Origin of the sequence: Actinoallomurus sp. NPDC050550 (assembly GCF_040655075.1) — a bacterium.
Lineage (GTDB): Bacteria > Actinomycetota > Actinomycetes > Streptosporangiales > Streptosporangiaceae > Actinoallomurus.
In genome coordinates, this window is sequence record NZ_JBFAJC010000006.1 from 203,680 (window position 1) to 226,778 (window position 23,099).

A 23,099-nucleotide genomic window follows, 5' to 3' on the forward strand; every position below is an offset into this window, starting at 1 on the left:
TCGGATGACGTTCCGTCAGGAGCGCCTACCTTCTTACCTCTCGACCTCACCGCGGATGAACGCCTCGACGGCGTCGCGGGCCTGGTCGTCGCTGTACTGGACCGGCGGGGACTTCATGAAGTAGGAGCTCGCCGACAGGAGCGGGCCGCCGATGCCGCGGTCCTTGGCGATCTTGGCGGCGCGGACCGCGTCGATGATGACGCCCGCGGAGTTCGGCGAGTCCCAGACCTCGAGCTTGTACTCGAGGTTCAGCGGGGTGTCACCGAAGGACTTGCCCTCCAGGCGGACGTACGCCCACTTGCGGTCGTCGAGCCACGGCACGTGGTCGGACGGGCCGATGTGCACGTCGGCCTTTGCCATCTCGTGCGGGATCTGCGAGGTGACCGACTGGGTCTTGGAGATCTTCTTCGACTGGAGGCGCTTGCGCTCCAGCATGTTCATGAAGTCCATGTTGCCGCCGAAGTTGAGCTGGTACGTGCGCAGCAGCTCGACCCCGCGGTCCTCGAACAGCTTGGCCATCACGCGGTGGGTGATGGTGGCGCCGACCTGGGACTTGATGTCGTCACCGACGATCGGGATCCCCGCGTCGGTGAACTTCTGGGCCCACTCCGGGTTGCTGGCGATGAAGACCGGCAGCGCGTTCACGAAGGCCACGCCGGCGTCGAGGCAGCACTGCGCGTAGAAGCGGTCCGCCTCCTCCGAGCCCACCGGCAGGTAGGACACGAGCACGTCGGCCTGGGTGTCCTTGAGGATCTGGACGACGTCGACCGGCTTCTCGTCGGACTCGTCGACGATCTCGCGGTAGTACTCGCCGAGACCGTCGAAGGTGTGACCGCGCTGCACCGTGATGCCGGACGGCGGCACGTCGCAGATCTTGATTGTGTTGTTCTCGCTGGCGACGATGGCCTCGGACAGGTCACGGCCGACCTTCTTGGCATCGACGTCGAAGGCGGCGACGAACTCCAGGTCACCGACGTGGTAGTCGCCGAACTGAACGTGCATCAGACCAGGGACCCGAGTCTCGGGCGAGGCGTCCTTGTAGTACTCGACTCCCTGGACGAGCGAGCTCGCGCAGTTGCCGACACCAACGATGGCTACGCGCACTGAACCCATCCGGATGCTCCTTTGCTCTCTTTGCGGGGGGACGCCTAGCGCCCTCAGCCGTTGCTCTCATCTGCTTGCTGTGCGCGCTCGCGCCCGATCAGCTCGTTGAGCCAGCGGACTTCGCGCTCGACCGACTCCAACCCGTGCTGCTGGAGTTCGAGCGTGTAGTTGTCGACACGCTCCCTCGTACGGGCCAGCGCGGTCCGTACGCTCTCCAGCCGCTCCTCGAGCCGGCTGCGCCGACCCTCGAGGATCCGCAGCCGTACATCGGCGCGCGTCTGGGCGAAGAAGGCGAAATGCACTCCGAACCCCTCGTCCTCCCAGGACGCCGGGCCGGCCTCGGACAGAAGCTCCTGAAGGCGCTCCTTACCTTCGGCCGTGAGCTTGTAGACGATCTTCGAGCGCCGGGTGCCACCCGGACGTACCGCGACGGGCTCCTCGTCGTCCTCTGTGATCAGCCCCTGCTCGAGCAATGCCTTGAGGCAGGGGTAGAGAGTGCCGTATGAGAACGCGCGGAACATGCCGAGCAGGGTGTTCAGCCGCTTGCGCAGCTCGTACCCGTGCATGGGGGACTCGTGAAGCAGCCCGAGCACGGCGAGCTCCAGCACGCCGGCCTTGCTTCTCATAGTCCCTCCAACTCGACCGCTCGATTCGATGTATCGAGCGAATGTATCGACTCGATACATCAGGACGATACGTGGCCTTGGGAAGCCTGGCAAGCGGGGGTCCGGCGAAGGGTCGGAAGGGGGTCGTGTTCGGGCAAGACGCACGTACGGTGCCTGGAATGTCACGGATCGGGGATTGCAGGCCGTCGTAGTCTGCTGACATGTGGTCCCAGCGACTGGTCGTCGACTACGGGCTCGCCCGGCGGGCCACGCTGTCCGAGCTGTCATCAGGCGGCCTGACCGTTGCGGACGCCTGCGATGCGCACCCCTATCTCCTGCGTGCGGCGAAGTATCATGGCGAGCCCACTGATCAGGCATGTCCCGTCTGCCGGAAGGAGCGGCTCACCCATGTCACATACGTCTACGGCGACGAGCTGGGCCGGTACGCGGGACGCGTCAAGGCGACGGATGAGCTCCAGGAGATGGCCCGGGAATTCGGTGAATTCCGGGTCTATGTGGTGGAAGTATGTCAAGGTTGTGCCTGGAACTATCTGACGCTGTCCTACGTCCTTGGGCATGGAGACACAGCTCCTGACCAGGGAAAAAGCGTCCGAGAGTAGCCACGCGACTGCGTCGCGTGCCCGGCAGGCGGTCCCCGCTCACTTGCCTACGCAGTACTGTCGGACGGATTGAAAAAGCCGTACCCCAGTGAACGAGGTCGCGTGAGTTACAGCAGCGATTACGGGCCAGAGTACGGTCGATCGGGGTCTGCCGGACCTGCCCCGACCCGGCCGCAGCCGCAGGTTGGCGGGTCAAACCTTCCCGCACTCCCCACTGGTACACGCCCCGGCGGCCCCAGCCGGCCGGGCGGCCCCGGTGGCCCGGGCGGACCCGGAGGATCAGGCGGCGGTGGCGGCCCAGGTCGCCGGCGACCCGGGGGCGGCGGTGATGGCACGCGTCGCGGCAAGAAGGGCAAGAAGGCCGGCTGGCGCCGCCTCCTGTCGTGGAAGCTGTGGCTCGCCGTCGGCGGCATCGGCACCCTCGCGATGATCTGCGGGGTGGGTGTCGCCTACGCGATGACACCGGTGCCCAAGGTGAACAGCTCCACCCTGGATCAGGGCACGACGATCTACTACAGCGACGGGAAGACCGTGCTCGGCGTGATGGGCACCTCGCGCCGGATCGTCACGCTCGGCCAGATGTCGTCGAGCATCAAGAACGCGGTGCTCGCGGCCGAGGACCGGAAGTTCTACCACGAGGCGGCCATCTCCCCGACGGGCATCGGCCGCGCGGTGATCAACAACCTCTCCGGCGGCGACACGCAGGGCGGCTCGACGATCACGCAGCAGTACGTGAAGAACGCCTACCTGAACCAGGAGCGCACCTTCACGCGAAAGTTCAAAGAGCTGTTCGTCTCGATCAAGATCGGAAAGCAGAAGACCAAGGACCAGATCCTTCAGGACTACCTCAACACGATCTGGTTCGGCAACGGCGCGAACGGCATCGAAGCGGCAGCCAAGGTGTACTACAACACCAAGGCCCAGGACCTGACGGTCCCCCAGGCGGCGATGCTGGCCGCCAACGTCAAGTGGCCGGGACACTACGACCCGAGTAGCTCGGGACCGCGGCTCCAGGACACGATCGCCCGCTACAACTGGGTGCTCGACGGCGAGGTCAAGATGGGAGTGCTCCCCCAGGCCGAAGCCGCCAAGTACATGAACCACCCGCCGAAGTTCAAGATACGGAAGGCCACGAGCGGCGGCGGCGACAAACAGAAGGAATACCTGCTGGAGCGAGTGCGGCAGTCACTGGCCTCCATGAAGATCGACCAGGCCAAGATCGAGACCGGTGGCCTGAAGGTCTACACGAGCTGGGACCCCGGTCTGCAGGAAAAGGCCGCGGCGGTGGTGAAGCAGAGGCTGCAGGGAATGCCCAGTGACACGCGCGTCGGCGTGGTCACGATCGACGCGAAGAACGGCGAGGTCAAGGCCGCGTACGGTGGCAAGGACTTCACCAAGCGAGCCGTGGACGACGCCTACTTCTCGACCGCGCAGATCGGCTCCTCGATCAAGCCGTTCGTCCTCGCCGCCGCGGTCAAAGAAGGCATCGGCATCAAGAGCATGATGAGCGCGAAGGGGCCCATCTGGGTCAACACCAGCGGCGACGTCGTGCCGCCCCACTCTCCGGCGTCCGCACAGTTCTCCAATGACGAGGGAAGCACCGACAAGGTCGTCGACCTGGTCGAGGCTACGGCCGAGTCCTACAACACGGTGTACGTGCCACTCGGTTTCAAGGCCAAGTGGCAGAACGTCTTCAAGACCGCCGAGGACGCCGGCCTTCCCAAGACGGCGCTGCAGCGTGGGCACCCGGGTGAGGGTGGTTTCTTCCTGGGCCAGTCGGACATGCGTCCGTTGGACCTGGCCACCGGATACACGACGCTTGCCAACGACGGGAAGTTCATCGTCCCGCACAGCATCCGCAAGGTCGTGGACTCCCAGCACAAGGTGATCATGGAGTCGAAGACGGACGGGCAGCAGGTGATCGACCAGGACGTCATCAAGGACGTCCAGTTCGCCATGCAGGCGGTCGTCAAGCGCGGTACCGGCGTGAACGCCCAGCTCGCGGGTCATGAGGTGGCCGGAAAGACCGGCACGACCAACGACAACATGTCTGCCTGGTTCTCCGGTTTCACGCCGCCGACCACGGGCTCCAAGCCGAAGCAGTACGTGACGACGGTCGGTATGTGGCGGTACGTCGATAAGGTCACCAAGGGCAAGCACAAGCACGACGGCTACTTCAAGAAGCTGCAGAACGTCGGCGGCTACGGCCACATCAACGGTGGAGACCTGCCCGCCAAGATCTGGCACGACTACATGAGCCAGGCGCTGGACGGCATGACGACCGGATCGTTCCCGCCGCCGGCGTACGCCGGCGACAAACAGCTGTTCGCCACGCCCAGCCCGACCGCGACGACGCCGACGCCGTCGCCGACGCCGACGTGTCAGGACGGCCAGATCCCGGAGATCGACCACTGCAAGCCGGGCAAGACGCAGGGGCCGGGCGGCCCGCCCAACCCGAAGTACTGCAAGCACCACCCGATGGACCCGAGGTGCGCCGGGAACGGGAACCAGAGCCCGACGCCCAACCCCACTGATACCTGCAAGAACTTCATGGGTTGCCCGTCGAACCCGGCGAATCCCGGCGGCCCGCCCAACGGCCAAGACCGGGCGGCGCGGCCCTTCAAGGAATAACCTGCAGTCATGCCGGAGTCACAACTGATCGATGGGGCCGGGGGAGCAGCGAGCTCTCCCGGCCCCGCCGGTATCCGTACGGGATTCCGGCAGGTGCTGCCCCTGCTCGTGTCCACGACCGCCGTCGTGTCGGTCCTGGGCTATCTGCAGAAGCTGCCGTGCAAGCAGGTGGGCTTCGACTTCATTCCGACGGTGCGCAACGCCTGCTACACCGACGTCTACCCGCTGTACTTCGGGCGGGGGCTGGCCGACGGGAAGATTCCGTACCTGGACAAGATCCCCGAGCCGGTGGAGTACCCGGTGCTCACGGGCGGCCTCATGCAGGCCGCGGCGACGCCGGCGCGCTGGCTGGGCGGCGATGCCGTCATCTCGCGCGGCATGTGGTTCTTCAACCTGACCGCCGTGGCGCTCGTACTCTGTGCGGTCGTCACCGTGCTGGCGACGGCGCTGGTGGCCGGGCAGCAGCGGCGTCGCGCCGGGCTGATGGTCGCGGCGTCGCCCGCGCTGCTGCTCACGGCGTACATCAACTGGGACCTGCTCGCCGTCGCGCTGTCCGCGCTGGCGCTGGCGGCCTGGGCGCGGCGTCGCCCGGCGCTCGCGGGCGGCCTGCTCGGCCTCGCCGTCGCGGCGAAGTTCTATCCCCTGATCCTCCTCGGCCCGTTCTTCCTGCTGTGCCTGCGTGCGGGGAAGTGGCGGGAGTTCGGCCGGCTGCTCGTCGGCACGGTCGTCGCGTGGCTGGTCGTGAACGTCCCGATCATGCTGGCGGCCTGGGACAGCTGGGGCCGGTTCTACACGTTCAACCAGAAACGCCCGGTCGACTGGGGCTCGATCTTCTTCTTCGCCGAGCGCAAGGGCATGTCGTCCGTTGACAAGGTGCCGACCCTCAACCTGATGGGCGAGGTCGGGTTCGCCGTCCTCGCCCTGGCCATCGCGCTCCTCGTGCTGCTCGCCCCGCGCCGTCCCCGGCTGCCTCAGGTGCTGTTCCTGGTGCTCGCGGCGTTCCTGCTCACCAACAAGGTCTGGTCGCCGCAGTACGTCCTGTGGCTGCTGCCGCTGGTCGTGCTGGCCCGGCCGAAACTTCCCGCCTTCCTGCTCTGGCAGGCAGGGGAGATCATCTACTTCTTCGGTATCTGGTGGTACCTCCTGGCCGGAGCGAAGGAGCATCCCGGCGTGGGGCTGTCCGCCACCCTGTCCGCGGTCTTCTCGGGGCACGCCCCGGCGGCGGGCATCAGCGACGGCGTCTACTACATCGCGCTGCTGGCCCGCTTCCTGACGGTCCTGCTGCTGGCGGCCCTCGTCGTGGTCGACATCCTCGTGCCCCGGCTCGACGTCGTTCGTGCCGACGGCGCGGACGACCCGGCCGGTGGCGTCCTCGACGACGCCGAGGACCGCTTCGCGCTGCGGCGCCGTACGGCGATGCGGCCCGCCTGACCGATGGATCAGACGGAGCGTCCGCACGGAATCGGCGCGGAGCGGCTTCTTCATGGCGACCGTCTCGCCCTGCGCGCCTGGATCGGCACGCGGATCGCCGTGCTGGGGATCTCATTCCTCGCCTCGGCCCTGTGGCCGCACGGCGACCTGCGCGACTCTTTCTTCGATCGCTGGACCCAGTGGGACGTCGACCACTTCGTCGAGATCGCCCGGTACGGCTATACCGGCGATCCCGGGCACCCGCACGATCCCGGACTGCCCGCGTTCTTTCCCGGTCTGCCGCTCGTGCTGCGGGGGGTCCACCTGGTCGTTCCGGATTGGCGACTGGCGGCCCTGCTGATCAGTTTCGTGGCCGGCGCGGTGGCGATGGTCGCGCTGGCCCGGCTCGGCGACGAGTTCGTGGAGCGCGGGGGCCCGGCGGGAGGCGCCCACGCGGGTCACCGCGGGAGGCTGGGCGCGCACGCGGTTCCGTACGCGGGTTCGGTGGGGCCGTTGGCGGTGTTGGCCCTGCTTGTCAGTCCGTACGCCGTGTTCCTGTTCGCCGGCTACTCCGAGAGTCTCTTCCTGGCGTTCGCGCTGCCGGCGTGGCTGCTGGCCCGACGGCGGCGGTGGGCGGCCGCCACGCTCTGCGCCGCGGGCGCGACCTGCGTACGGGTGACCGGGCTCTTCCTCGCCGTCGCGCTGATCGTGGAGTTCGTCACCGCGGACCGGCGATGGCGGTCGGCGCCGTGGCTCGCCGTGCCGTTCCTCCCGGTGCTGGGCTACACGCTGTACCTGTGGAGACGCACCGGCGACTGGTCGGCGTGGCAGCATGCGCAGCAGGCCGGCTGGGGACGCTCGACGGTGTGGCCGTGGACCTCCTTCCACACCACCTGGCAGGCGGCCTTCGGCACGCACGATCAGTTCACGACGGCGTTCCGGGTGGAGCTGATCGCGGCCGCCGCGGGCGTCGCGCTGACCGGGTGGCTGCTGGTCCGGCGCCGGTGGGCGGAGGGCGTGTACGTCGGGCTGCAGCTCGCCTCGCTGCTGACCTCGGCGTACTACTTGTCGATCGGCCGGGCGACGCTGCTGTGGTGGCCGTTGTGGCTGGCGGTCGGCCGATGCCGGCGCCCGGTGTACATCCTGTTGATCGTCATCTTCGTGCCGCTGATGACCGCCGAGGTGGTGGCGTTCACCTCGGGAGGGTGGGCCGGGTGACGGCGGACGGGGCGACCGGGGGATCATCGAAGAGAGAACACCGAGCGCTGGGACCGCCGAGCCTTCCGAACGGGTGATTCATGATCGCGGAGCTGCTGGCCGGGCATCGGGAGCCGGGTGTGTACACCTGGCCCGTCGACCGGAAGGAGGCCTCCCGGGGCGCCACCGAGGCCGAACGCGCCGGATGGCGGGCCTTCTGGCTCGATGGCCACGGTGTCCACGACAAGCGGACACTGCTGGAGCGATGCGCCGAGGAGTTCATCCTGCCCTCGTACTTCGGCCACAACTGGGACGCCCTGCAGGACTGCCTCACCGACCTGTCCTGGGCACCGGCGAACACCGGCTACCTGGTGCTGTACGACCGCTGGCGGGAACTGGCCGACGCCGACCCCGCGACTCACCAGACCCTGCTGGACGTCTTCGCCACCGCGGTCGAGCACTGGCGGCGGACGTCGACCCCGATGGCGGTCCTTCTCCTGGTCACCGAGGAGGACCGGGAGAACGCCCCCGTAGGGCTCCCGGACGCCTGAGCCGGTCAGTCGTTTTCCACAGCCTTGTGGACAGCCGGTGGGCGTCCGGACGCGCGGTCCCTGCTTGTCGGCTCCGCACCGCGGGACTTGCGCACATCAGCCCCGGCGGGTCGTCCGCGCCCGGCCGTGCCGCCGACCGGGAGAGTCGCACGTCGGCTGGTTATCCACAGGGTGTGGATCCCGGGTGGGTCAGCGGGACCGTGCGTTCGGGGCTCGGCGTTCGACGCCCGGGTCTCAGAGTTCGACGCTCTGGCCCGGCTTGAGTCGCCGTATCTCGGTGCCGCTGCGCCGGGCCTCGCTCTCGAGCACACTCTCCAGGACCTGGATGCCCCAGTCGTTGATCAGCCCGTCGTGGATCGCGAACGCACGGCGGGGGCTGAACTTCCGGAGGTAACCGATGAGGTCGGGCACGGTCATCCACGGCGCCTGACCGGGGACCAGCAACGTCGGGGCGTCGACGACGGTGAGCGCGTCACCCGGGTGGAACACCTCTCCATCCACCAGGAATCCGACGTTGTCCACCGGAGGTACGTCCGGATGGCTGAAGTGGTGCTTCTCGCCGACGACGGCCACCTCGAAGCCCGCGACCTGGATCGTGTCACCGTTCCCGACCACCTGCACCCGATCGACGAGCTCGGTCAGGTGCCGGGCGACGCCGGGGCAGGTGTGCACGCTCAACTCCGGATTCCGCTCGGCCGCCGCCCGCAGCCGCTCCGGCTCGAAGTGGTCGAAGTGCTCATGCGTGATCAGGACGGCGTCCGCGCCGGCGAGGGCCTCCGGCTCGGGAGTCATGGCCCCCGGATCGATGACGAGCGCGCGGCCGTCCTTCTCCAAACGCGTGCAAGCGTGTCCGAACTTGATGAGTCTCATCCGGTCATCCTGCCCTTGAGCGCTCCTGGGCCGGCAATGGGGATCACTGACGGCGAACCCCGCCCGGGCTCCGCACCGGTCGCGGGCGACGACGGTCCCCCGAAGGCGTCGTTTCGGCGCGTGCTTCGCCGAACATCTCGCCCCGTGCCCTCCGCGCTGGGACGATTCACCGACATCCCCACTTTTGGGAGGAACGGCGATGCCCCCACTGCGGATCGGTGTGCTCGGTGCGGCACGAATCGTGCCGATGGCGCTCATCAAGCCCGCGCGGCAGGTGCCGGACGTGGAGGTCACGGCCATCGCGGCGCGCGATCGCGCCCGCGCGGAGAAGTTCGCGGCCGAGCACGGGATCGGCACGGTGCACGACTCCTACGACGCGCTGCTGGCGGACGACCGGCTCGACGCGATCTACGTCCCGCTCCCCAACGGCATGCACGCGCCCTGGACCCTGCGCGCCCTGGAGGCGGGGCGGCACGTGCTGTGCGAGAAGCCGTTCACCGCGAACGCCGAAGAGGCCCGGCAGGTCGCCGACGCCGCCGTGCGCACCGGGCGGACGGTGATGGAGGCGTTTCACTACCGCTACCACCCCCTCGCCGAGCGAATGCGCGAGATCGTCACGACCGAGCTGGGGAAGGTACGGCACGTCGAGACGGCGATGTGCTTTCCGTTGCCGCGCTTCTCCGACATCCGTTACCGGCTCGACCTGGCCGGCGGCGCCACGATGGACGCCGGCTGTTACGCGATCCACTGCCTGCGGCTGCTCGGCCCTGACACTCCCGAGGTGACCGGCGCGCGGGCGCTGCTGAAGAGCCCGGGCGTCGACCGCGCGATGACCGCGACGTTCGCCTTCTCCCAGGGTGCGACCGGGCGCATCACCACCTCGCTCTGGTCGAGGACGCTGCTGCGGATCAGCGCCAAGGTGGTCGGCGAGCGCGGAGCCATGACGGTCCTCAATCCCTTCCTGCCGCACGTCTTTCACCGGCTGAAGGTCACCATCGACGGCCGGACGCGGCGGGAGAAGGTCGCCGGCGACGCGACGTACACCAATCAGCTCCGAGCGTTCGCCGCGGCCGTCGCCGGCGACCCGGCCGCCAACCTGACCCCGCCGGAGGACGCGATCGTCACCATGACCCTGATCGACGACATCTACCGCGCGGCCGGCCTCCACCCTCGTGGAGAGGCGCAGCAGTCGAGTGGGACGACGTCCACCTGACATCGCGAGACCTCGACGGTGCGTGATCGGCGACGGCGGCACCTGCGCCTGCCGTCCCACTCGCATCTCACCCACCCGTCCGGCTTCCGGCGATCAGGAGCAGCACTCGCCGTGAGGAGGCACCCTCGTACGCCCGCCGGCTCTCTGATCCGAGGCGGCCGCGGTCAGGCCTCCGGCTTCTTGATCACCTCGGCGACGCTGGTGAAGCCGTCGGCGCCGTGGCCGGCGGCCTCTGCGCGGACGAACAGCTCCTTGAGGGCGGCCGGCATCGTGGTGTCGACGCCCGCGTCACGGAGGGCCTGCACCGCGTGCCCGGCACCGACCACCTGCATGTGAAGGTTGTTCTGCCCACCCGGGTAGTCGCCCGCCTCCACCTGCGCGGTGACGATGCGCAGGAAGCCCATCGGGCCGTCGGCTGCCAGGTCGTCGAACATCGTGGCGACGTACGGGCGGAGCGCCTCCCCTTTGACCCCCGCCGTCCGCAGCAGCGCGACGGAATGGATGTAACTCGTCAGGCTCGTCCAGAAGACCAGGAGCATGGCCTGGTAGTAGAGCATCGCCAAGCCGGGGTCGCCGCCGATGTAGTCGACGCGGCCGAGGACCTCCAGCGTCTCCCGGTGGGCCTCGAGGGCGCCGTCGGGGCCGCTGTAGAAGGCGTACGAGCCCGGCTTCCCGATCCCGGGCGGCGGCACCATGATGCCCGCGGTGACGAGTTCGGCACCGCGTTCGGTCGCCCACCGGCTCGCCCTGCGCAGTTCCTCCGGCGTGTCGGAGCTGAGGTTGACCAGCACCCGGCCGCGCAGAGCGTCGTCCGCCGCGCCGAGGGCGTCGTACATGGCGGCGTAGTCGACCAGGCTGATCACGACCAGGTCGCCGGCCGCGACCGCGTCGGCGGGCGAGGCCGCCAGGGTCGCTCCCTTGGCGACGAGCGGGTCGGCCTTGGCGGGCGTACGGTTCCACACCGTCGTCGGGTAGCCGGTGGCGAGGAAGGCCTCGGCCATCGCCGAGCCCATGGCGCCCAGGCCGATGACGGTGACGTGTTCACGCGTGCTCACGGTGTTCCTCTCATCAGGGGTGTGCGGACCCCACGATCGGCGGACACGCCACGGGTTCCCTACGGGTCGGCCACGGGCCGCACTCCGCGACCGTGTGACGCCCGTACGGCGCGGTGCGAAGGCGAGCGGGGATCGCACCCTGCGGCCGGTCGGCGCCGACCTTTACGCCCACGGCCATAGGTCACATCCTGCGATCGGGCGGTGGTTCGTACAGTGAGGGAACAGGGGCGAGTAGGGGCCGCACGCCACGATCGGGCGATGGTCCGCACGGCTCCGGGGTGAGGGTGATCGCGGGCCGTCGGCGTCGGCGGGGGTGGCTACGCTGGCGGCGTGCGCTTCGGGGTGCTCGGTCCGCTGGCCGTCTGGACGGATGACGACACACTGGTCACCGTTCCCGACCGGAAGGTCCGGGTGCTCCTCGCCGACCTGCTGGCGCACGAGGGGCGGCCCGTCTCCGCGGACCGGCTGGTCGACGATCTGTGGGGTGACCGGCCGCCGCGCGATGCGGTGGGCACGCTGCAGGCCCGCGTCTCCCAGCTGCGTACGACGCTCGAGCGTGCCGAGCCGGGCGGTCGCGCCCTCGTGACGTACGGCCCGGCCGGGTACGCGCTGCGCGTCACCGCCGGTGCCTCCCGCACCGCGCCCGCTGGATCCGGTGGCGCGCTCGCGCGCTCCGACGCCGTGCCCGCCGGGGCCGGAATCGTGCCCCCTGGATCCGGTAGCGCGTCCGTGGGATCCGTCGACGCCGACCGGTTTCGGGACATGATGCGGCGGGCGCGGGCGGCCGGTGACCCGCGCGTCCGCGAGGAGCTCCTGGCGGAGGCGCTCGGCCTGTGGCGGGGGCCCGCGTACGCCGACTTCGCCGACGAGGCGTTCACCCGGACGGCCGCGGCACGGCTCGACGACGAGCGCCTCACCGCGTTGGAGGAGCGGGCTGAGACGTGGCTGGAGCTCGGAGAGCACGACCGGGCGATCGACGAACTGGCCGAGCCGGTGGCCCAGCACCCGCTGCGGGAGCGGCTGCGCGCCGCGCAGATGCGAGCCCTGTACCGCGCGGGCCGTCAGGAGGCGGCGCTGATGAGCTACCAGCGACTGCGCGAGGATCTGGCCGAGGAGTTGGGAGCGGATCCGGGGCCTGAGATCGCCGCACTGCACCGCGCGATCCTGACGCACGATTCGGCGCTCGCGCCGCGTCCCCGGACGAACCTGACCGCGCCGCTGAGCGACCTGATCGGCCGGGCCGAGGCGGTCGCCGAGACCCGGGCGCTGCTGGAGACCGCCCGGCTCGTTACGCTGACCGGCCCCGGAGGCGTCGGTAAGACGCGCCTGGCCCTTGAGGTGGCTGCCGGACTGGTCACGGCGTACGCCGACGGCGTCTGGCTGGTGGAGTTGGCGGCGCGCACGGGGGCGGAGGTGCCTGACGCGGTGGCGGGGGTCCTGGGCCTCCGCGACGACGCCGCCTCGGGGGTGCTGCCCTCCGGCCGATCCGCGCCGCTCGCCGATCGGCTGGCCGACGCGCTGGCCGCGAAAACGCTCCTGCTGGTGCTCGACAACTGCGAACACGTCGGCGAGTCCGTGGCGGATCTGGCGCACCGGCTGCTGAAGGCCTCGCCTGGGCTCCGGATCATCGCGACGAGCCGGGAGCCCCTGGGCGTCACGGGCGAGCACCTTCAGGCGGTGCCGCCGCTCGACCTGCCCCCGCACGGAGCACCGGCGGCCGAGGAATTCAGCGCCGTACGCCTGTTCGTCGCGCGGGCCGCCGCAGCGGCACCGGGATTCGTGTTCGACGCCCTGGACGCCGACGAGGCCGGTGCGGTCGCGGCGATCTGCCGGAGCCTGGACGGGATACCGCTCGTCCTGGAGCTCGCGGCCACGCGCGTCCGGACCCTCGGCGTACGCGAACTGGCGCTCCGCCTCGACGACCGGTTCCGCCTGCTGGCCACCGGGCCGCGTGACGCCCCGGCCCGGCAGCGCACGCTCCGCGCGATGATCGACTGGAGCTGGGAGCCGCTCCCCGAACCCGAGCGGGTGGTACTGCGGCGCCTGGCCGTCCACATGGGGGGCTGCACCCTCGAGGCCGCCGAGGCGGTCTGCTCCGATGACGCCGACGTGCCGGGCGACGGCGGCCGGGTGCGGCCCACCGACGTGCTCGACGTCCTCGCCCGCCTCGTCGACCGGTCACTGGTCGTCGCGGCCGGCGGCCGGTACCGCCTGCTGGAGTCGATCAGGGCGTACGGCCTCGAACGTCTCGAGGAGGCAGGAGAGTCGGCACGGGTTCGCCGCCGCCACGCGGAGTACTACGCCGCCCTTGCCGAGCGCGCCGAGGCCGAGCTGCGCGGTCCCCGGCAGCGGAAGTGGCTCCGGCTGCTCGACCTCGAGTCGGCGAACGTCCGCGGCGCGCTCGAGTGGGCCGCAGGGGAGGGCACGCGCGGGCGTTCTCCCGTCGGCGCCGACCTCGCGCTGCGCCTCGTCAACGCCATGGCCTGGTACTGGTTCCTGCGCGGCCGGCTCGGCGAGGCCCGCCGGTCGCTGGCCACCGCGCTGAGCGTCGACGGCCCGGCGTCACCGGCCCGCCGGGCGGCGGCCGTGGCCTGGCAGGCCGGCCTGGCGGCGTGGGCGCCGGACGGCACCGGGTCCGCTGCGCGGGACTCCGAGGCGCTGGACCCGTACGAGGGCGTCGACGATCCGGTCGGCCGGGCGAGGGCGGATTGGTTTCTGACGCTCGTCCGCTGGGCGTACGGCGACTTCGCCGTGCACGAGGCGCGGGTGAACGACGCGCTGGCGGTCTTCGAGGCCGCCGGTGACCGCTGGGGCACGGCGGCGGCGCTGAGCACCCGGGCCAAGCTGGCGATCGGCCGTGGAGATCTCACGGCCATGGAGCGCGACGGACGCCGCAGCATGGAGATCTTCAACGAGCTCGGTGACGCCTGGGGGCGCCTCGAAGCGGGCTATGCCCTCACGGTCGTCGCCGAGGTCACCGGCGACTACGACCAGGCGGCGCGCAGGCTCCGGAACTACCTCGGCCTCGCCGAGGAGCTCGGGATGTGGACCGAGGTGTCCATCCGCCTCTCGGGGCTGGGCCGGATCGCGCTGCTCACCGGCGACCACGCCGAAGCCGAGCGCCTCCACGAGCGGGCCCGGCGGCTGGCGATCGAGCAGGCGAACCGCTCCGCCGAGGAGTACGCCGAGGTCGGCCTCGGCCTCGGGGCCCGATGGCAGGGCCGGCTCGACCAGGCCGAGGCGCACCTGCGCAAGTGGCTCGGCTGGCTCGACCAGGTCGGCGGCACGGCCGGCGAGGCGTTCATCCTCGCCCAACTCGGGTTCATCGCCGAGCAGCGCGGCGACCACGACGCCGCGATCCGCCTGCACCGGGAAGGGTACGCCGCGGCCCGCGCCATCGCGGATCCCCGGGCGATCGCCCTCGCCCTCGAAGGACTCGCCGGGGCCGAGACGGGTCTCGGCCGTCCCGAGCGCGCCGCCGCCATCCTCGGGGCGGCCGCCGCGACCCGCGCGTCGGTCGGGGCTCCGTTGCCACCCGGCGAGCGTGGAGACGTCGACCGCATCACCGGGGCGGTCCGGGCGATGCTCGGCGACGAGGCCTTCCTGGCGGCGTTCGAGCACGGCCACCGTTCGGACCCGCACACCACCGCATGAGAGGCGGCCGGCCACCGCAGAGGGCTCAGAGGTGCTCGCGGAGCCAGGCGATGTCGGCGGCCTGCCCGTCGCCGGGCGTCTCCACGATCACCGGCGCGCCGGCCGCGCGTACGACGGCGAGGATCAGCTCCGGGTCGATCTGGCCGTCGCCGAGGTTGGCGTGCCGGTCGGCGCCGGAGCCGAACGAGTCACGGCTGTCGTTGCAGTGGACCAGGTCGATCCGGCCGGTGATGGCCTTGACGCGCTCGACGACGTCGACCAGGTCCTCGCCCGCCGCGTGGGCGTGGCAGGTGTCGAGGCAGAATCCGACGTCGAAGCCGTCGAGGGCCTCCCACAACCGGGCGATCCGGTCGAGCCTGCGCGCCATGGCGTTGTCGCCGCCGGCGGTGTTCTCGATCAGAACGGGGACGGGGTAGTCCTCCATCCGCTCGAAGACCTTCCGCCAGTTGTCGAAGCCGGCCTGCGGGTCGTCGTTCTTCAGCACGTGCCCGCCGTGCACGATCAGACCCTTGGCGCCGATCTTCGCGGCGCCCTCGAGCTGCTGGGTGAGGATCTTGCGGCTCGGGATGCGGATGCGGTTGTTCGGCGACGCGACGTTGACGACGTACGGCGCGTGTACGTACACGTCGAGGTCGGAGTCGCGGATCGCCTCGTACCCGTCGGGCAGGACGGGCGCCTTCCACCCCTGGGGGTCGCCGAGGAAGAACTGCGCCGCTTCGGCCTTCTTCGCGGCCGCGGCGGCCAGCGGGTCGGTCCGGTCGACGTGGGCTCCGATTCGCAGCATGGCGTCGAGCCTACGCGCGAGGTGGGACGGACGCGCTGACCGCAGCGCATCCGGGTGCGCGGACCGGCCGATCCGGCGCGCGAGGCCGGCGCCCGGAAGCGAGGTCAGACCGTGAAGCCGCCATGGGACAGGCCGAGACCGACGCCGAGGAACGCCATGCCGATCCCCAGGACGTTCAGCCAGCGCTCGGCCGTGGTCGCGGAGACCATTTGCGAGTACAGGCCGAAGAAGAACGCCACGATCCCCACGCACACGGCGATGAAGTGCGTGTCGTCGACGGCGCCGAGCACGAAGGCGACGAAGCCGGCGACCAGGGTGGTGATCGCCAGGGAGTTCTCCAGGGGATGCTCCTGGCGGGGGAGATTACGTCGTGGGATCGCTGCCGGTGACATACGATCTGCCACCTCCATCCGAGAGGGTTTCCTCCCAGGTTGTTCCTCGTCGCGATGCTGGTCAACCCCTTGGTCGGGCCTCTCGTGCGGCGAGCGTTCTGTCGGTCCGACGCGGTAATGTCGAACGTGGTTTCGAACGGAGGATGCCATGACGATGATCACTCGTGACCTGGGCGCCATCGACGACGCCGAGCTCATCGAGGAGTTGTCCATGCTGACGACCCAGACGGCGCGGATGCGGTCGCGGATGGCCGACATCATGTCCGAGCTCGACCGGCGCCGAGGCCGCTGAGCCACCCGCCCGCTGCGGGGAGCCGTCCCCGCGAAGCGTGCCGATTGAGCTGCTGGTTGTTGGTAACCTGTGTCGGTCCCGCACATCCGATACGCGGGGCGACGCAAGAGCCCTCCTGTCACGGAGAGACCGTGACCGCACCAGTCCAAAGGAGGTTGGGACCCGCATGCGTCGTTACGAAGTCATGGTCATCCTCGACCCGAACGCCGAGGAGCGTACGGTCCAGCCGTCGCTCGACCAGTTCCTCACCGTGGTCAAGGACGGCGGTGGCAGCGTGGAGAAGGTCGACGTCTGGGGCCGCCGGCGCCTGTCGTACGACATCGCCAAGAAGTCCGAAGGCATCTACGCGGTCATCGACCTGACGGCCACCCCCGACACGGTCAAAGAGCTCGACCGGCAGCTGAACCTGCAGGAGACCATCCTGCGCACCAAGGTCATCCGCCCCGAGGCCCACTGACCGTCGCCCGGTCAGCCCACGACACGCACACGATCTGTAACCGGAGAGCCGCATGGCAGCAGGCGACACCCAGATCACGATCGTCGGCAACCTCGTCGCCGACCCTGAACTGCGCTTCACGCCCAACGGGCAAGCGGTCGCGACGTTCCGCGTGGCCTCCACCCCTCGCTTCCGCGACCAGCAGTCCGGTGAGTGGAAGGACGGCGAGAGCCTCTTCCTCACCTGCAACGTCTGGCGGCAGGCGGCGGAGAACGTCGCCGAGAGCCTCCAGCGCGGTATGCGGGTCATCGTCCAGGGCCGGCTCAAGCAGCGGTCGTACGAGACCCGTGAGGGCGAGAAGCGCACCGTCTTCGAGCTCGAGGCCGACGATGTCGGCCCGTCCCTGAAGAACGCCACCGCCAAGGTGAACAAGAGCCAGCGCCAGGGCGGCGGTGGCGGCTTCGGCGGAGGCGGCGGAGGCGGCGGCTTCGGTGGCGGCGGCCAGGGTGGCGGCGGCTACGGCGGTGGCGGCGGCCAGGGCGGCGGCTTCGGTGGCGGTCAGGGCGGACAGGGCGGAGGCGGCAACGCCCCGGCCGACGACCCTTGGGCGACCGGGGGCGGCGGCGGATTCTCCGACGACCCGCCGTTCTAGGCCCACACGGGCATCACTCATCATCCGACCGACCATTCCCGCGTGAGCGGGGCTCTTCTTCTAAGGAGCACCACGATGGCGAAACCGGCACCACGCAAGCCGAAGAAGAAGGTTTGCCTGTTCTGCCAGGAGAAGCTCTCCTACGTCGACTACAAGGACACGGCGCTGCTGCGCAAGTTCATCTCCGACCGCGGCAAGATCCGCGCTCGCCGGGTGACGGGCAACTGCACCCAGCACCAGCGTGACGTCGCCACCGCGATCAAGAACGCCCGCGAGATGGCGCTGCTGCCGTACACCAGCACGGCCCGCTGAGAAAGGAGTCACTCTTCATGAAGCTCATCCTGACTCAGCAGGTCTCCGGCCTCGGCGCTCCCGGCGAGGTCGTCGAGGTGAAGGACGGCTACGGCCGTAACTACCTGATCCCGCGCGGCTTCGCGATCCAGTGGACCCGCGGCGCGGAGAAGCAGATCGACTCGATCCGCAAGGCCCGCGCGGCCCGTGAGATCGCCAGCGTCGAGCAGGCGGAGGCCATCCGCGGCGAGCTGGAGAAGCTCAAGGTGCGGCTGCGCACGCGCGCCGGTGACAGCGGTCGGCTGTTCGGCGCTGTGACCCCGGCCGATATCGCCGGTGCCGTGAAGGCCTCCGGCGGTCCGCAGCTGGACAAGCGTCGCATCGAGGTCAAGAACCCGATCAAGACGGTCGGCGCCCACCAGATCGCGGTCCGCCTGCACCCCGAGGTGAGCGCGAAGATCTCCCTTGAGGTCCTCGCCGGTTGACCTTTCGATCAGCGTGAAGGGCCGGGTCCCATGGACCCGGCCCTTTCGCATTTCCATCGGCGGGGAGCGATTCCTTCTCGGCCGTCGAAGGTCTGCATTGTCGAAGGCTCCGCAGCGAATGAAGGAGACGAGACGATGCCGAGCAAGCAGTCCAAAGCGGTCAAGAAGCACTGGGCGGCGGCCCGCCTGGCCTTTGAGCGGCCGGAGGCCGAGCGACCGGACACCGAGTCCGCGGACGATGCCTGGGGCGGCCTGACGGCCGAACCGCGCGGAGTCGACTACATCGAGACCGACGCGGGTGGCCTGCCCGCCATGTGGGCCGTGCCGAAGGGAAGCGCCGAGGATCGCGTGCTGTTGTGCATGCATGGCGGCGGGTTCGTGAGCGGCTCGATGTACTCGCACCGCAAGATGTTCGGTCATCTGGCCAAGACGACCAGAGTGCGGGCGCTGATCTTCGATTATCGTCTCGCGCTCGAACACCTCCATCCGGCGCAGGTCGACGACGCCACCGCCGTCTACCGATGGCTGCTCGAACAGGGGATCAGCGCAGACCACATCGCGTTCAGCGGTGACTCCGCCGGCGGCGGACTCGCGGTCACCACCCAGCTCCGGGCTCGCGAACGAGGCCTGCCGCTGCCCGCCGCGACGATGCTGTTCTCACCGTGGGTGGACATGGAGGCCGTCGGAGAGTCGTACCAGACCAACCGGGACCGGGACGCCTTCTTCTCCACCGACGTCGTGCGAGGGCTCGTGGGCATCTACCTCGGTGAGGGCGGCGACGCCCGGGATCCGCTGGCCAACCCGCTGTACGCCGACCTGTCCGGTCTCGGACCCGTCCACATCCAGGTGGGCGGCGACGAGGTGCTGCTGGATGACGCCCGTCGGCTGGAGGAGCACGCGAGCAAGGCCGGTGTGGACGTCCGGCTCCAGGTCTTCCCCGAGATGCAGCACACCTTCCAGATGGCCGCCGGCCGAGCGCCCGAGGCCGACGAGGCGATCCGCGCCATGGCCGACTGGGTACGTCCGAAGCTCGGCCTGTGACCCTCGACGACTCGGACGCCCGGCGTGATACACGGGGAGCGGTGATGACGGACAGGGCGGACGTCGTACCCGGCGCTGAGGAGTTCTCCCGCCGTGCCGAGCCGTTTCGGCGCGAGTTGCTGGCGCACTGCTATCGGATGCTCGGCTCGGCGCACGAGGCCGAGGACCTCGTGCAGGAGACCTATCTGCGGGCATGGCGGTCCTACGGCACCTTCGAGGGCCGCGCCTCACTGCGGGTCTGGCTGTACCGGATCGCCACCAACGCCTGCCTGACCGCGCTCGCGCAGCGCGGTCGGCGGGCGTTGCCGTCCGGTCTGGGCGGTCCCGGCGACGACCCCGACGCCCCGCTGGCCGCCGACCCCGATGTGGCGTGGCTGCAGCCTATTCCGGACACGCTGGTGAGCCCGGAGTCACAGGATCCCGCGGTGATCACCGCCGCACGCGAGAACCTGCGGCTCGCGCTCATCGCCAGCTTGCAGTATCTGCCTCCGCGACAGCGGGCCGTGCTCATTCTGAGGGAGGTGCTCGCCTTCCCGGCCACCGAGGTCGCGGCCATGCTCGACACCACCACGGCCGCGGTGAAGAGCGCGCTGCAGCGGGCCCGGGCCCGCCTCGAGGAGGTGGCCCCGGAACGCGGGCAGATTAGCGAGCCCACCGAGCCGAAGGTCCAGGCGCTGCTCGAGCAGTACATCGCCGGGTTCGAGCACGCCGATACGACGGCTCTGGAACGGGCGCTGCGCACCGACGCCGCGATAGAGATGGTGGGCACCCGCACCTGGTTCGCAGGCCGCGGGACCTGCCTGCGCTACCTCGCGCACGTGATCGGAGCCCCCGGGGACTGGCGGATGATCCCGACCCGAGCCAACGGACAGCCGGCCGTGGCCGCCTATCACCGCGACGGCGATGGCATCCATCGCGCGTTCGGGCTCGGCGTCCTCACCGTGACCGACGGCGGCATCGGCCGTGTCGTCGTCTTCGGCGGCGGGCCGGACCTGATCGCCGAGTTCGGCCTCCCACCGGTCCACCCGGACGCTCTGCCCTCAACCCGGCGCTGAGGGGCGTCGACGTGGCCGCATGGCTCCTGTCGGAGAAGTCCTGCGGCCCGTCGGTGACCGTCACGGCGTGGGCGTCCAACGCACGAGGCTCCGCCGCCCGATGTCCAGGGCGGCGCTATTTCGCGGTGAAACGCCCAATCCGGCTTCCTCGCATTCCGTGATCTGATCACTACGCTTGGCGATCAGTCGTCCACGGGGGGTGGCCGCAGTCGTGGGTGAGGGGACGCTACGCCGGAATGTGCTGCGGGCGATGCTGGGTGTCGTCGCCGCCGATGTCATGATGGCCGGCGGGATGATGTGGGCGAACGCTGATGCGGTACCGAGGGTGTACACGCGCAAGGAGTGGGGTGCACGGACGCCAAGGCGTCCGCCTCGGGTGCTCGACCGTGCTCCGGACCACATCATCGTGCACCACACCGACTCTCCCAACGTGCCGGACATGTCGCGCGCGCACGCGTTCGCGCTCTCCCGGCAGATCCAGCGGGACCACATGGAGTCCAACGGCTGGGACGACATCGGCGAGCAGCTGACGATCAGCCGCGGCGGCCACATCATGGAGGGGCGGGCGGGCTCGCTGCAGGCCATTCAGGAGGGGCGACTCGTCGTCGGCGCTCAGTCGCTGCACCACAACAAGCACACGATCGGCATTGAGAACGAGGGCACGTATCTGAAGGACGACGTCCCCGACGGGTTGTGGGAGTCGCTGGTCGAGGTCTGTGTCTGGCTGTGCACGGCCCACCAACTGGACCCGTCGGTCGCGATCATCGGCCACCGTGACTACAACCAGACGGACTGCCCGGGCGATGTGCTGCACCGTCGGCTGCCCCGCCTGCGGGTGGAAGTGGCGCGCGCCCTGGACGACGCCGCGCGTCCCGCCGACCCGCCCTCGGATGCGCGACGCCGCGTCACCTCACGCCATCACCGCCGACTGCGCGGCCATGGAAAGTAGTCGTGCTCACCGGGGAGGCCTGCTCTCCGGCACTCAGGCCGGGTGCGGCGACCGCTCGGCGTCCCTTGTACGGGCGCCGACCGGTCCGTCCTGAGGGTGCCGGCCGTCCGCTACGAGAGCAGCGGCCGGGCTCGCGGTGACGTCGGCCGGTCCGCCCCTGGGACGCCGGGATCGGGCCGCACCCGGTCCGTCGCTCAGGACTCGATGGTCGTGTAGCAGGCGCGGCGGCGGGCGAGCTCGGGATCGAGCCCTTCGACGAGGGCCCAGATGCCGGCCACCCGCTCCGCCCACGCGTCCGGCGGAAGGCCGCCGAGGCCCTCAGCCGCCAGGTCGTCGATCGCTCGGGTGAGGCGCGCGAGGCGCTCCCCTTGTGTAGAACACATGTTCGAAGTCTAGCGTGACCGACCGACACGGGAGCGTATTTCCGTACCTTCGAATGTGGCCGCCACTCCTGGCCCTCAGGCCCCGTAGCAAGGCAAGCGTGTCGCAGACCCCCGACATTCCCGCGAGCACCGGGATCAGGTGGCCGCCGGCGCGAGCCTGCGGCGTGGGGCGATGCGGCGGCGCACCCATCCGACGGTGGCGGCGGCGGGCCAGAGGCGGGTCGCCAGGTTGCGGGCCATGATGCCGGTACGGGTGGTGGGGACCATCAGCGCGGCAGCGGCCGCGACGTTGTTCTGCTTCGGATCCACCAGGGTGCGATGCGCGGCCTCGTACCGCGCGAAGGCCGACTGAGGGTCGGCGGGGGTGGCGGCCAGTTCCTCGGCGAGGGTGTACGCGCCCGCCATGGCCAGGGTGGAGCCGTCGCCGAACAGCGACACCGATGAGGCGGCGTCGCCGAGGAGCGCGACGCGGCCGTTGCTCCAGCGGTCGAGGCGGACCTGGCTGACGGAGTCGAGCCACAGGTCGTCCGCCGCGCGCACGCTGTCCATCAGATCCGGTATGCGCCAGCCGCCACCGGCATAGGCGTCGGTAACGATCCGCTTGTGCTGCTCGAGGTCGCGGTGGTCGAAGTCCTCCACCGCGGGGCGGCGGAAGATGAAGGCCGCCAGGGCACGGCCGTGAACGGGGTGGATGGACACGAGCCGGCCGGGGGTGTTGTGCAGGAGGACCTCCCGCCCGTTCTCGACGGGGCCGTCCAGCCGCATCGTGGCGACGTACAGACCGATGTGACGGATGAACTCCGACTCGGGCCCGAAGGCCAGGCGACGCGTCATCGAGTGCTGCCCGTCCGCCCCGATCACCAGGTCGAACCGGCGAGGCGCGGCCTTCTCGAAGGTGACGTCCACGCCGTCGTCGTCCTGCCGCAGCGAGGTGATGGTGTCGTCGAACAGGAACTCGGCCGTGTCCCGGCTCGCCTCGTAGAGGATCCTCGCCAGGTCGGTGCGCGTGACCTCGACCTCGCGACTCCCGGCCCCCTGCCGTATGGCCCGCATGTCGACCCGGCCGACCCGACGCCCGGAGCCGTTGACGAAGCTCATCGCCTTCACTTCCGTGGCCGCCTCGTGCAGCCGCCCCAGCACTCCCATCCGCTCGGCCACCTCCACGGCCGGGCCCCGGACGTCCACCGGGTTTCCGCTGGAACGCAGGCCCGCCGCCCGCTCGACGACGGTGGGACGAAAGCCGCGCTCGGCCAGCCAGTAGGCCAGTGTCGGCCCGCCGACGCCGGCTCCGGAGATCAGCACCGTGGGGTTCGTGTTCATGACGCGCTCCTGTCGTTGGGGGTTCACTCGGCGTTGTCATGACTGTATGACCAATTTTGAAATCTGGTCAACTATCACCAGCGTCCCTATAAGCCCCATCACCTATGTC

Annotated in this window: 23 protein-coding genes; 15 read left to right on the top strand and 8 right to left on the bottom strand. The window is 70.0% G+C overall.

Translation table 11 applies throughout. The features are described 5' to 3' along the window. Nucleotides 1–33 precede the first annotated feature (33 nt). Both AB0I04_RS11315 and AB0I04_RS11320 read right to left on the bottom strand, forming a co-directional pair. Nucleotides 34–1,113 (bottom strand): inositol-3-phosphate synthase, encoded by a 1,080-nt coding sequence (locus tag AB0I04_RS11315; RefSeq protein WP_360882168.1) that lies wholly within the window; start codon nucleotides 1,111–1,113, stop codon nucleotides 34–36. Nucleotides 1,114–1,157: 44 nt separating this feature from the next. Then, on the bottom strand, nucleotides 1,158–1,730 hold the full coding sequence (locus AB0I04_RS11320) for a PadR family transcriptional regulator (protein WP_360882170.1): 573 nt from the start codon (nucleotides 1,728–1,730) through the stop codon (nucleotides 1,158–1,160). A 200-nt stretch (nucleotides 1,731–1,930) separates the two neighbouring features. Here AB0I04_RS11320 and AB0I04_RS11325 point away from each other — a divergent pair, with 200 nt between their 5' ends. The 5 genes from AB0I04_RS11325 to AB0I04_RS11345 all read left to right on the top strand — a co-directional run bounded on the left by AB0I04_RS11325 (nucleotide 1,931) and on the right by AB0I04_RS11345 (nucleotide 8,118). After that, nucleotides 1,931–2,329 (top strand): DUF5318 family protein, encoded by a 399-nt coding sequence (locus tag AB0I04_RS11325; protein WP_360882172.1) that lies wholly within the window; start codon nucleotides 1,931–1,933, stop codon nucleotides 2,327–2,329. Nucleotides 2,330–2,767: 438 nt separating this feature from the next. Next, nucleotides 2,768–4,960: a transglycosylase domain-containing protein gene (locus AB0I04_RS11330; protein ID WP_360882174.1), complete on the top strand. Its 2,193-nt coding sequence runs from the start codon at nucleotides 2,768–2,770 to the stop codon at nucleotides 4,958–4,960. Between the two features lie 9 nt (nucleotides 4,961–4,969). Continuing rightward, nucleotides 4,970–6,391 (top strand): glycosyltransferase 87 family protein, encoded by a 1,422-nt coding sequence (locus tag AB0I04_RS11335; protein ID WP_360882176.1) that lies wholly within the window; start codon nucleotides 4,970–4,972, stop codon nucleotides 6,389–6,391. A gap of 3 nt (nucleotides 6,392–6,394) precedes the next feature. Next, complete coding sequence (locus AB0I04_RS11340) at nucleotides 6,395–7,588, top strand: hypothetical protein (protein WP_360882178.1); 1,194 nt, start codon at nucleotides 6,395–6,397, stop codon at nucleotides 7,586–7,588. 80 nt (nucleotides 7,589–7,668) lie between these two features. Further along, a complete protein-coding gene (locus AB0I04_RS11345; RefSeq protein WP_360882180.1) occupies nucleotides 7,669–8,118 on the top strand; it encodes a barstar family protein in 450 nt (149 codons plus the stop codon). 234 nt (nucleotides 8,119–8,352) lie between these two features. On the opposite strand, the gene AB0I04_RS11350 is transcribed toward AB0I04_RS11345, so the two are convergent. Next, entirely contained in the window at nucleotides 8,353–8,988 is a 636-nt protein-coding gene (locus AB0I04_RS11350; protein WP_360882182.1) for an MBL fold metallo-hydrolase, read from the bottom strand. Nucleotides 8,989–9,187: 199 nt separating this feature from the next. Between AB0I04_RS11350 and AB0I04_RS11355 the strand changes: the two genes are divergently transcribed. After that, a complete protein-coding gene (locus tag AB0I04_RS11355) occupies nucleotides 9,188–10,201 on the top strand; it encodes a Gfo/Idh/MocA family oxidoreductase (RefSeq protein WP_360882184.1) in 1,014 nt (337 codons plus the stop codon). Between the two features lie 164 nt (nucleotides 10,202–10,365). Here AB0I04_RS11355 and AB0I04_RS11360 read toward each other — a convergent pair whose 3' ends face one another. Continuing rightward, complete coding sequence (locus AB0I04_RS11360; RefSeq protein WP_360882186.1) at nucleotides 10,366–11,256, bottom strand: NAD(P)-binding domain-containing protein; 891 nt, start codon at nucleotides 11,254–11,256, stop codon at nucleotides 10,366–10,368. Nucleotides 11,257–11,586: 330 nt separating this feature from the next. On the opposite strand from AB0I04_RS11360, the gene AB0I04_RS11365 reads away from it, so the two are divergent. Continuing rightward, nucleotides 11,587–14,910 (top strand): BTAD domain-containing putative transcriptional regulator, encoded by a 3,324-nt coding sequence (locus AB0I04_RS11365; RefSeq protein WP_360882188.1) that lies wholly within the window; start codon nucleotides 11,587–11,589, stop codon nucleotides 14,908–14,910. A 25-nt stretch (nucleotides 14,911–14,935) separates the two neighbouring features. Here the strand turns inward: AB0I04_RS11365 and AB0I04_RS11370 are convergent, their stop codons facing one another. Both AB0I04_RS11370 and AB0I04_RS11375 read right to left on the bottom strand, forming a co-directional pair. Further along, nucleotides 14,936–15,694, bottom strand: a complete 759-nt coding sequence (locus tag AB0I04_RS11370; protein WP_360882190.1) for a deoxyribonuclease IV — start codon at nucleotides 15,692–15,694, stop codon at nucleotides 14,936–14,938. 104 nt (nucleotides 15,695–15,798) lie between these two features. Beyond that, nucleotides 15,799–16,086, bottom strand: a complete 288-nt coding sequence (locus AB0I04_RS11375; protein WP_360882192.1) for a hypothetical protein — start codon at nucleotides 16,084–16,086, stop codon at nucleotides 15,799–15,801. A gap of 148 nt (nucleotides 16,087–16,234) precedes the next feature. Between AB0I04_RS11375 and AB0I04_RS11380 the strand changes: the two genes are divergently transcribed. The 8 genes from AB0I04_RS11380 to AB0I04_RS11415 all read left to right on the top strand — a co-directional run bounded on the left by AB0I04_RS11380 (nucleotide 16,235) and on the right by AB0I04_RS11415 (nucleotide 21,287). Continuing rightward, nucleotides 16,235–16,378: a hypothetical protein gene (locus AB0I04_RS11380; RefSeq protein ID WP_360882194.1), complete on the top strand. Its 144-nt coding sequence runs from the start codon at nucleotides 16,235–16,237 to the stop codon at nucleotides 16,376–16,378. Between the two features lie 166 nt (nucleotides 16,379–16,544). Next, complete coding sequence (gene rpsF / locus AB0I04_RS11385; protein ID WP_345444041.1) at nucleotides 16,545–16,835, top strand: 30S ribosomal protein S6; 291 nt, start codon at nucleotides 16,545–16,547, stop codon at nucleotides 16,833–16,835. Nucleotides 16,836–16,887: 52 nt separating this feature from the next. Next, nucleotides 16,888–17,466 (top strand): single-stranded DNA-binding protein, encoded by a 579-nt coding sequence (locus AB0I04_RS11390; protein WP_360882197.1) that lies wholly within the window; start codon nucleotides 16,888–16,890, stop codon nucleotides 17,464–17,466. A gap of 75 nt (nucleotides 17,467–17,541) precedes the next feature. Next, nucleotides 17,542–17,778, top strand: coding sequence for a 30S ribosomal protein S18 (rpsR, locus tag AB0I04_RS11395; protein ID WP_252781265.1), 237 nt, complete (start codon nucleotides 17,542–17,544; stop codon nucleotides 17,776–17,778). Between the two features lie 17 nt (nucleotides 17,779–17,795). Beyond that, entirely contained in the window at nucleotides 17,796–18,242 is a 447-nt protein-coding gene (gene rplI / locus AB0I04_RS11400; RefSeq protein WP_360882199.1) for a 50S ribosomal protein L9, read from the top strand. Between the two features lie 135 nt (nucleotides 18,243–18,377). Next, nucleotides 18,378–19,283 (top strand): alpha/beta hydrolase, encoded by a 906-nt coding sequence (locus AB0I04_RS11405; RefSeq protein WP_360882201.1) that lies wholly within the window; start codon nucleotides 18,378–18,380, stop codon nucleotides 19,281–19,283. 44 nt (nucleotides 19,284–19,327) lie between these two features. Then, the gene (locus tag AB0I04_RS11410) at nucleotides 19,328–20,338 is read left to right on the top strand and encodes a sigma-70 family RNA polymerase sigma factor (protein WP_360882203.1); all 1,011 of its coding nucleotides are present in this window, start codon (nucleotides 19,328–19,330) and stop codon (nucleotides 20,336–20,338) included. A gap of 211 nt (nucleotides 20,339–20,549) precedes the next feature. Beyond that, on the top strand, nucleotides 20,550–21,287 hold the full coding sequence (locus AB0I04_RS11415) for a peptidoglycan recognition family protein (RefSeq protein ID WP_360882205.1): 738 nt from the start codon (nucleotides 20,550–20,552) through the stop codon (nucleotides 21,285–21,287). Between the two features lie 194 nt (nucleotides 21,288–21,481). Here AB0I04_RS11415 and AB0I04_RS11420 read toward each other — a convergent pair whose 3' ends face one another. Continuing rightward, on the bottom strand, nucleotides 21,482–21,670 hold the full coding sequence (locus AB0I04_RS11420) for a hypothetical protein (RefSeq protein WP_360882207.1): 189 nt from the start codon (nucleotides 21,668–21,670) through the stop codon (nucleotides 21,482–21,484). 135 nt (nucleotides 21,671–21,805) lie between these two features. After that, nucleotides 21,806–22,990: an FAD-dependent monooxygenase gene (locus tag AB0I04_RS11425; protein WP_360882209.1), complete on the bottom strand. Its 1,185-nt coding sequence runs from the start codon at nucleotides 22,988–22,990 to the stop codon at nucleotides 21,806–21,808. Between the last annotated feature and the right edge of the window lie 109 nt (nucleotides 22,991–23,099).

What these genes read in the sequence shown, in the direction of transcription:
- AB0I04_RS11370 (WP_360882190.1), bottom strand. Translation starts at nt 15,694, where the DNA reads ATGCTGCGAATCGGAGCCCACGTCGACCGGACCGACCCGCTGGCCGCC.
- rplI (WP_360882199.1), top strand. Translation starts at nt 17,796, where the DNA reads ATGAAGCTCATCCTGACTCAGCAGGTCTCCGGCCTCGGCGCTCCCGGC.
- AB0I04_RS11350 (WP_360882182.1), bottom strand. Translation starts at nt 8,988, where the DNA reads ATGAGACTCATCAAGTTCGGACACGCTTGCACGCGTTTGGAGAAGGAC.
- AB0I04_RS11315 (WP_360882168.1), bottom strand. Translation starts at nt 1,113, where the DNA reads ATGGGTTCAGTGCGCGTAGCCATCGTTGGTGTCGGCAACTGCGCGAGC.
- AB0I04_RS11335 (WP_360882176.1), top strand. Translation starts at nt 4,970, where the DNA reads ATGCCGGAGTCACAACTGATCGATGGGGCCGGGGGAGCAGCGAGCTCT.
- AB0I04_RS11425 (WP_360882209.1), bottom strand. Translation starts at nt 22,990, where the DNA reads ATGAACACGAACCCCACGGTGCTGATCTCCGGAGCCGGCGTCGGCGGG.
- AB0I04_RS11405 (WP_360882201.1), top strand. Translation starts at nt 18,378, where the DNA reads ATGCCGAGCAAGCAGTCCAAAGCGGTCAAGAAGCACTGGGCGGCGGCC.
- AB0I04_RS11345 (WP_360882180.1), top strand. Translation starts at nt 7,669, where the DNA reads ATGATCGCGGAGCTGCTGGCCGGGCATCGGGAGCCGGGTGTGTACACC.
- rpsF (WP_345444041.1), top strand. Translation starts at nt 16,545, where the DNA reads ATGCGTCGTTACGAAGTCATGGTCATCCTCGACCCGAACGCCGAGGAG.
- AB0I04_RS11420 (WP_360882207.1), bottom strand. Translation starts at nt 21,670, where the DNA reads ATGTGTTCTACACAAGGGGAGCGCCTCGCGCGCCTCACCCGAGCGATC.
- rpsR (WP_252781265.1), top strand. Translation starts at nt 17,542, where the DNA reads ATGGCGAAACCGGCACCACGCAAGCCGAAGAAGAAGGTTTGCCTGTTC.
- AB0I04_RS11340 (WP_360882178.1), top strand. Translation starts at nt 6,395, where the DNA reads ATGGATCAGACGGAGCGTCCGCACGGAATCGGCGCGGAGCGGCTTCTT.
- AB0I04_RS11320 (WP_360882170.1), bottom strand. Translation starts at nt 1,730, where the DNA reads ATGAGAAGCAAGGCCGGCGTGCTGGAGCTCGCCGTGCTCGGGCTGCTT.
- AB0I04_RS11410 (WP_360882203.1), top strand. Translation starts at nt 19,328, where the DNA reads ATGACGGACAGGGCGGACGTCGTACCCGGCGCTGAGGAGTTCTCCCGC.
- AB0I04_RS11375 (WP_360882192.1), bottom strand. Translation starts at nt 16,086, where the DNA reads ATGTCACCGGCAGCGATCCCACGACGTAATCTCCCCCGCCAGGAGCAT.
- AB0I04_RS11325 (WP_360882172.1), top strand. Translation starts at nt 1,931, where the DNA reads ATGTGGTCCCAGCGACTGGTCGTCGACTACGGGCTCGCCCGGCGGGCC.
- AB0I04_RS11390 (WP_360882197.1), top strand. Translation starts at nt 16,888, where the DNA reads ATGGCAGCAGGCGACACCCAGATCACGATCGTCGGCAACCTCGTCGCC.
- AB0I04_RS11355 (WP_360882184.1), top strand. Translation starts at nt 9,188, where the DNA reads ATGCCCCCACTGCGGATCGGTGTGCTCGGTGCGGCACGAATCGTGCCG.
- AB0I04_RS11380 (WP_360882194.1), top strand. Translation starts at nt 16,235, where the DNA reads ATGACGATGATCACTCGTGACCTGGGCGCCATCGACGACGCCGAGCTC.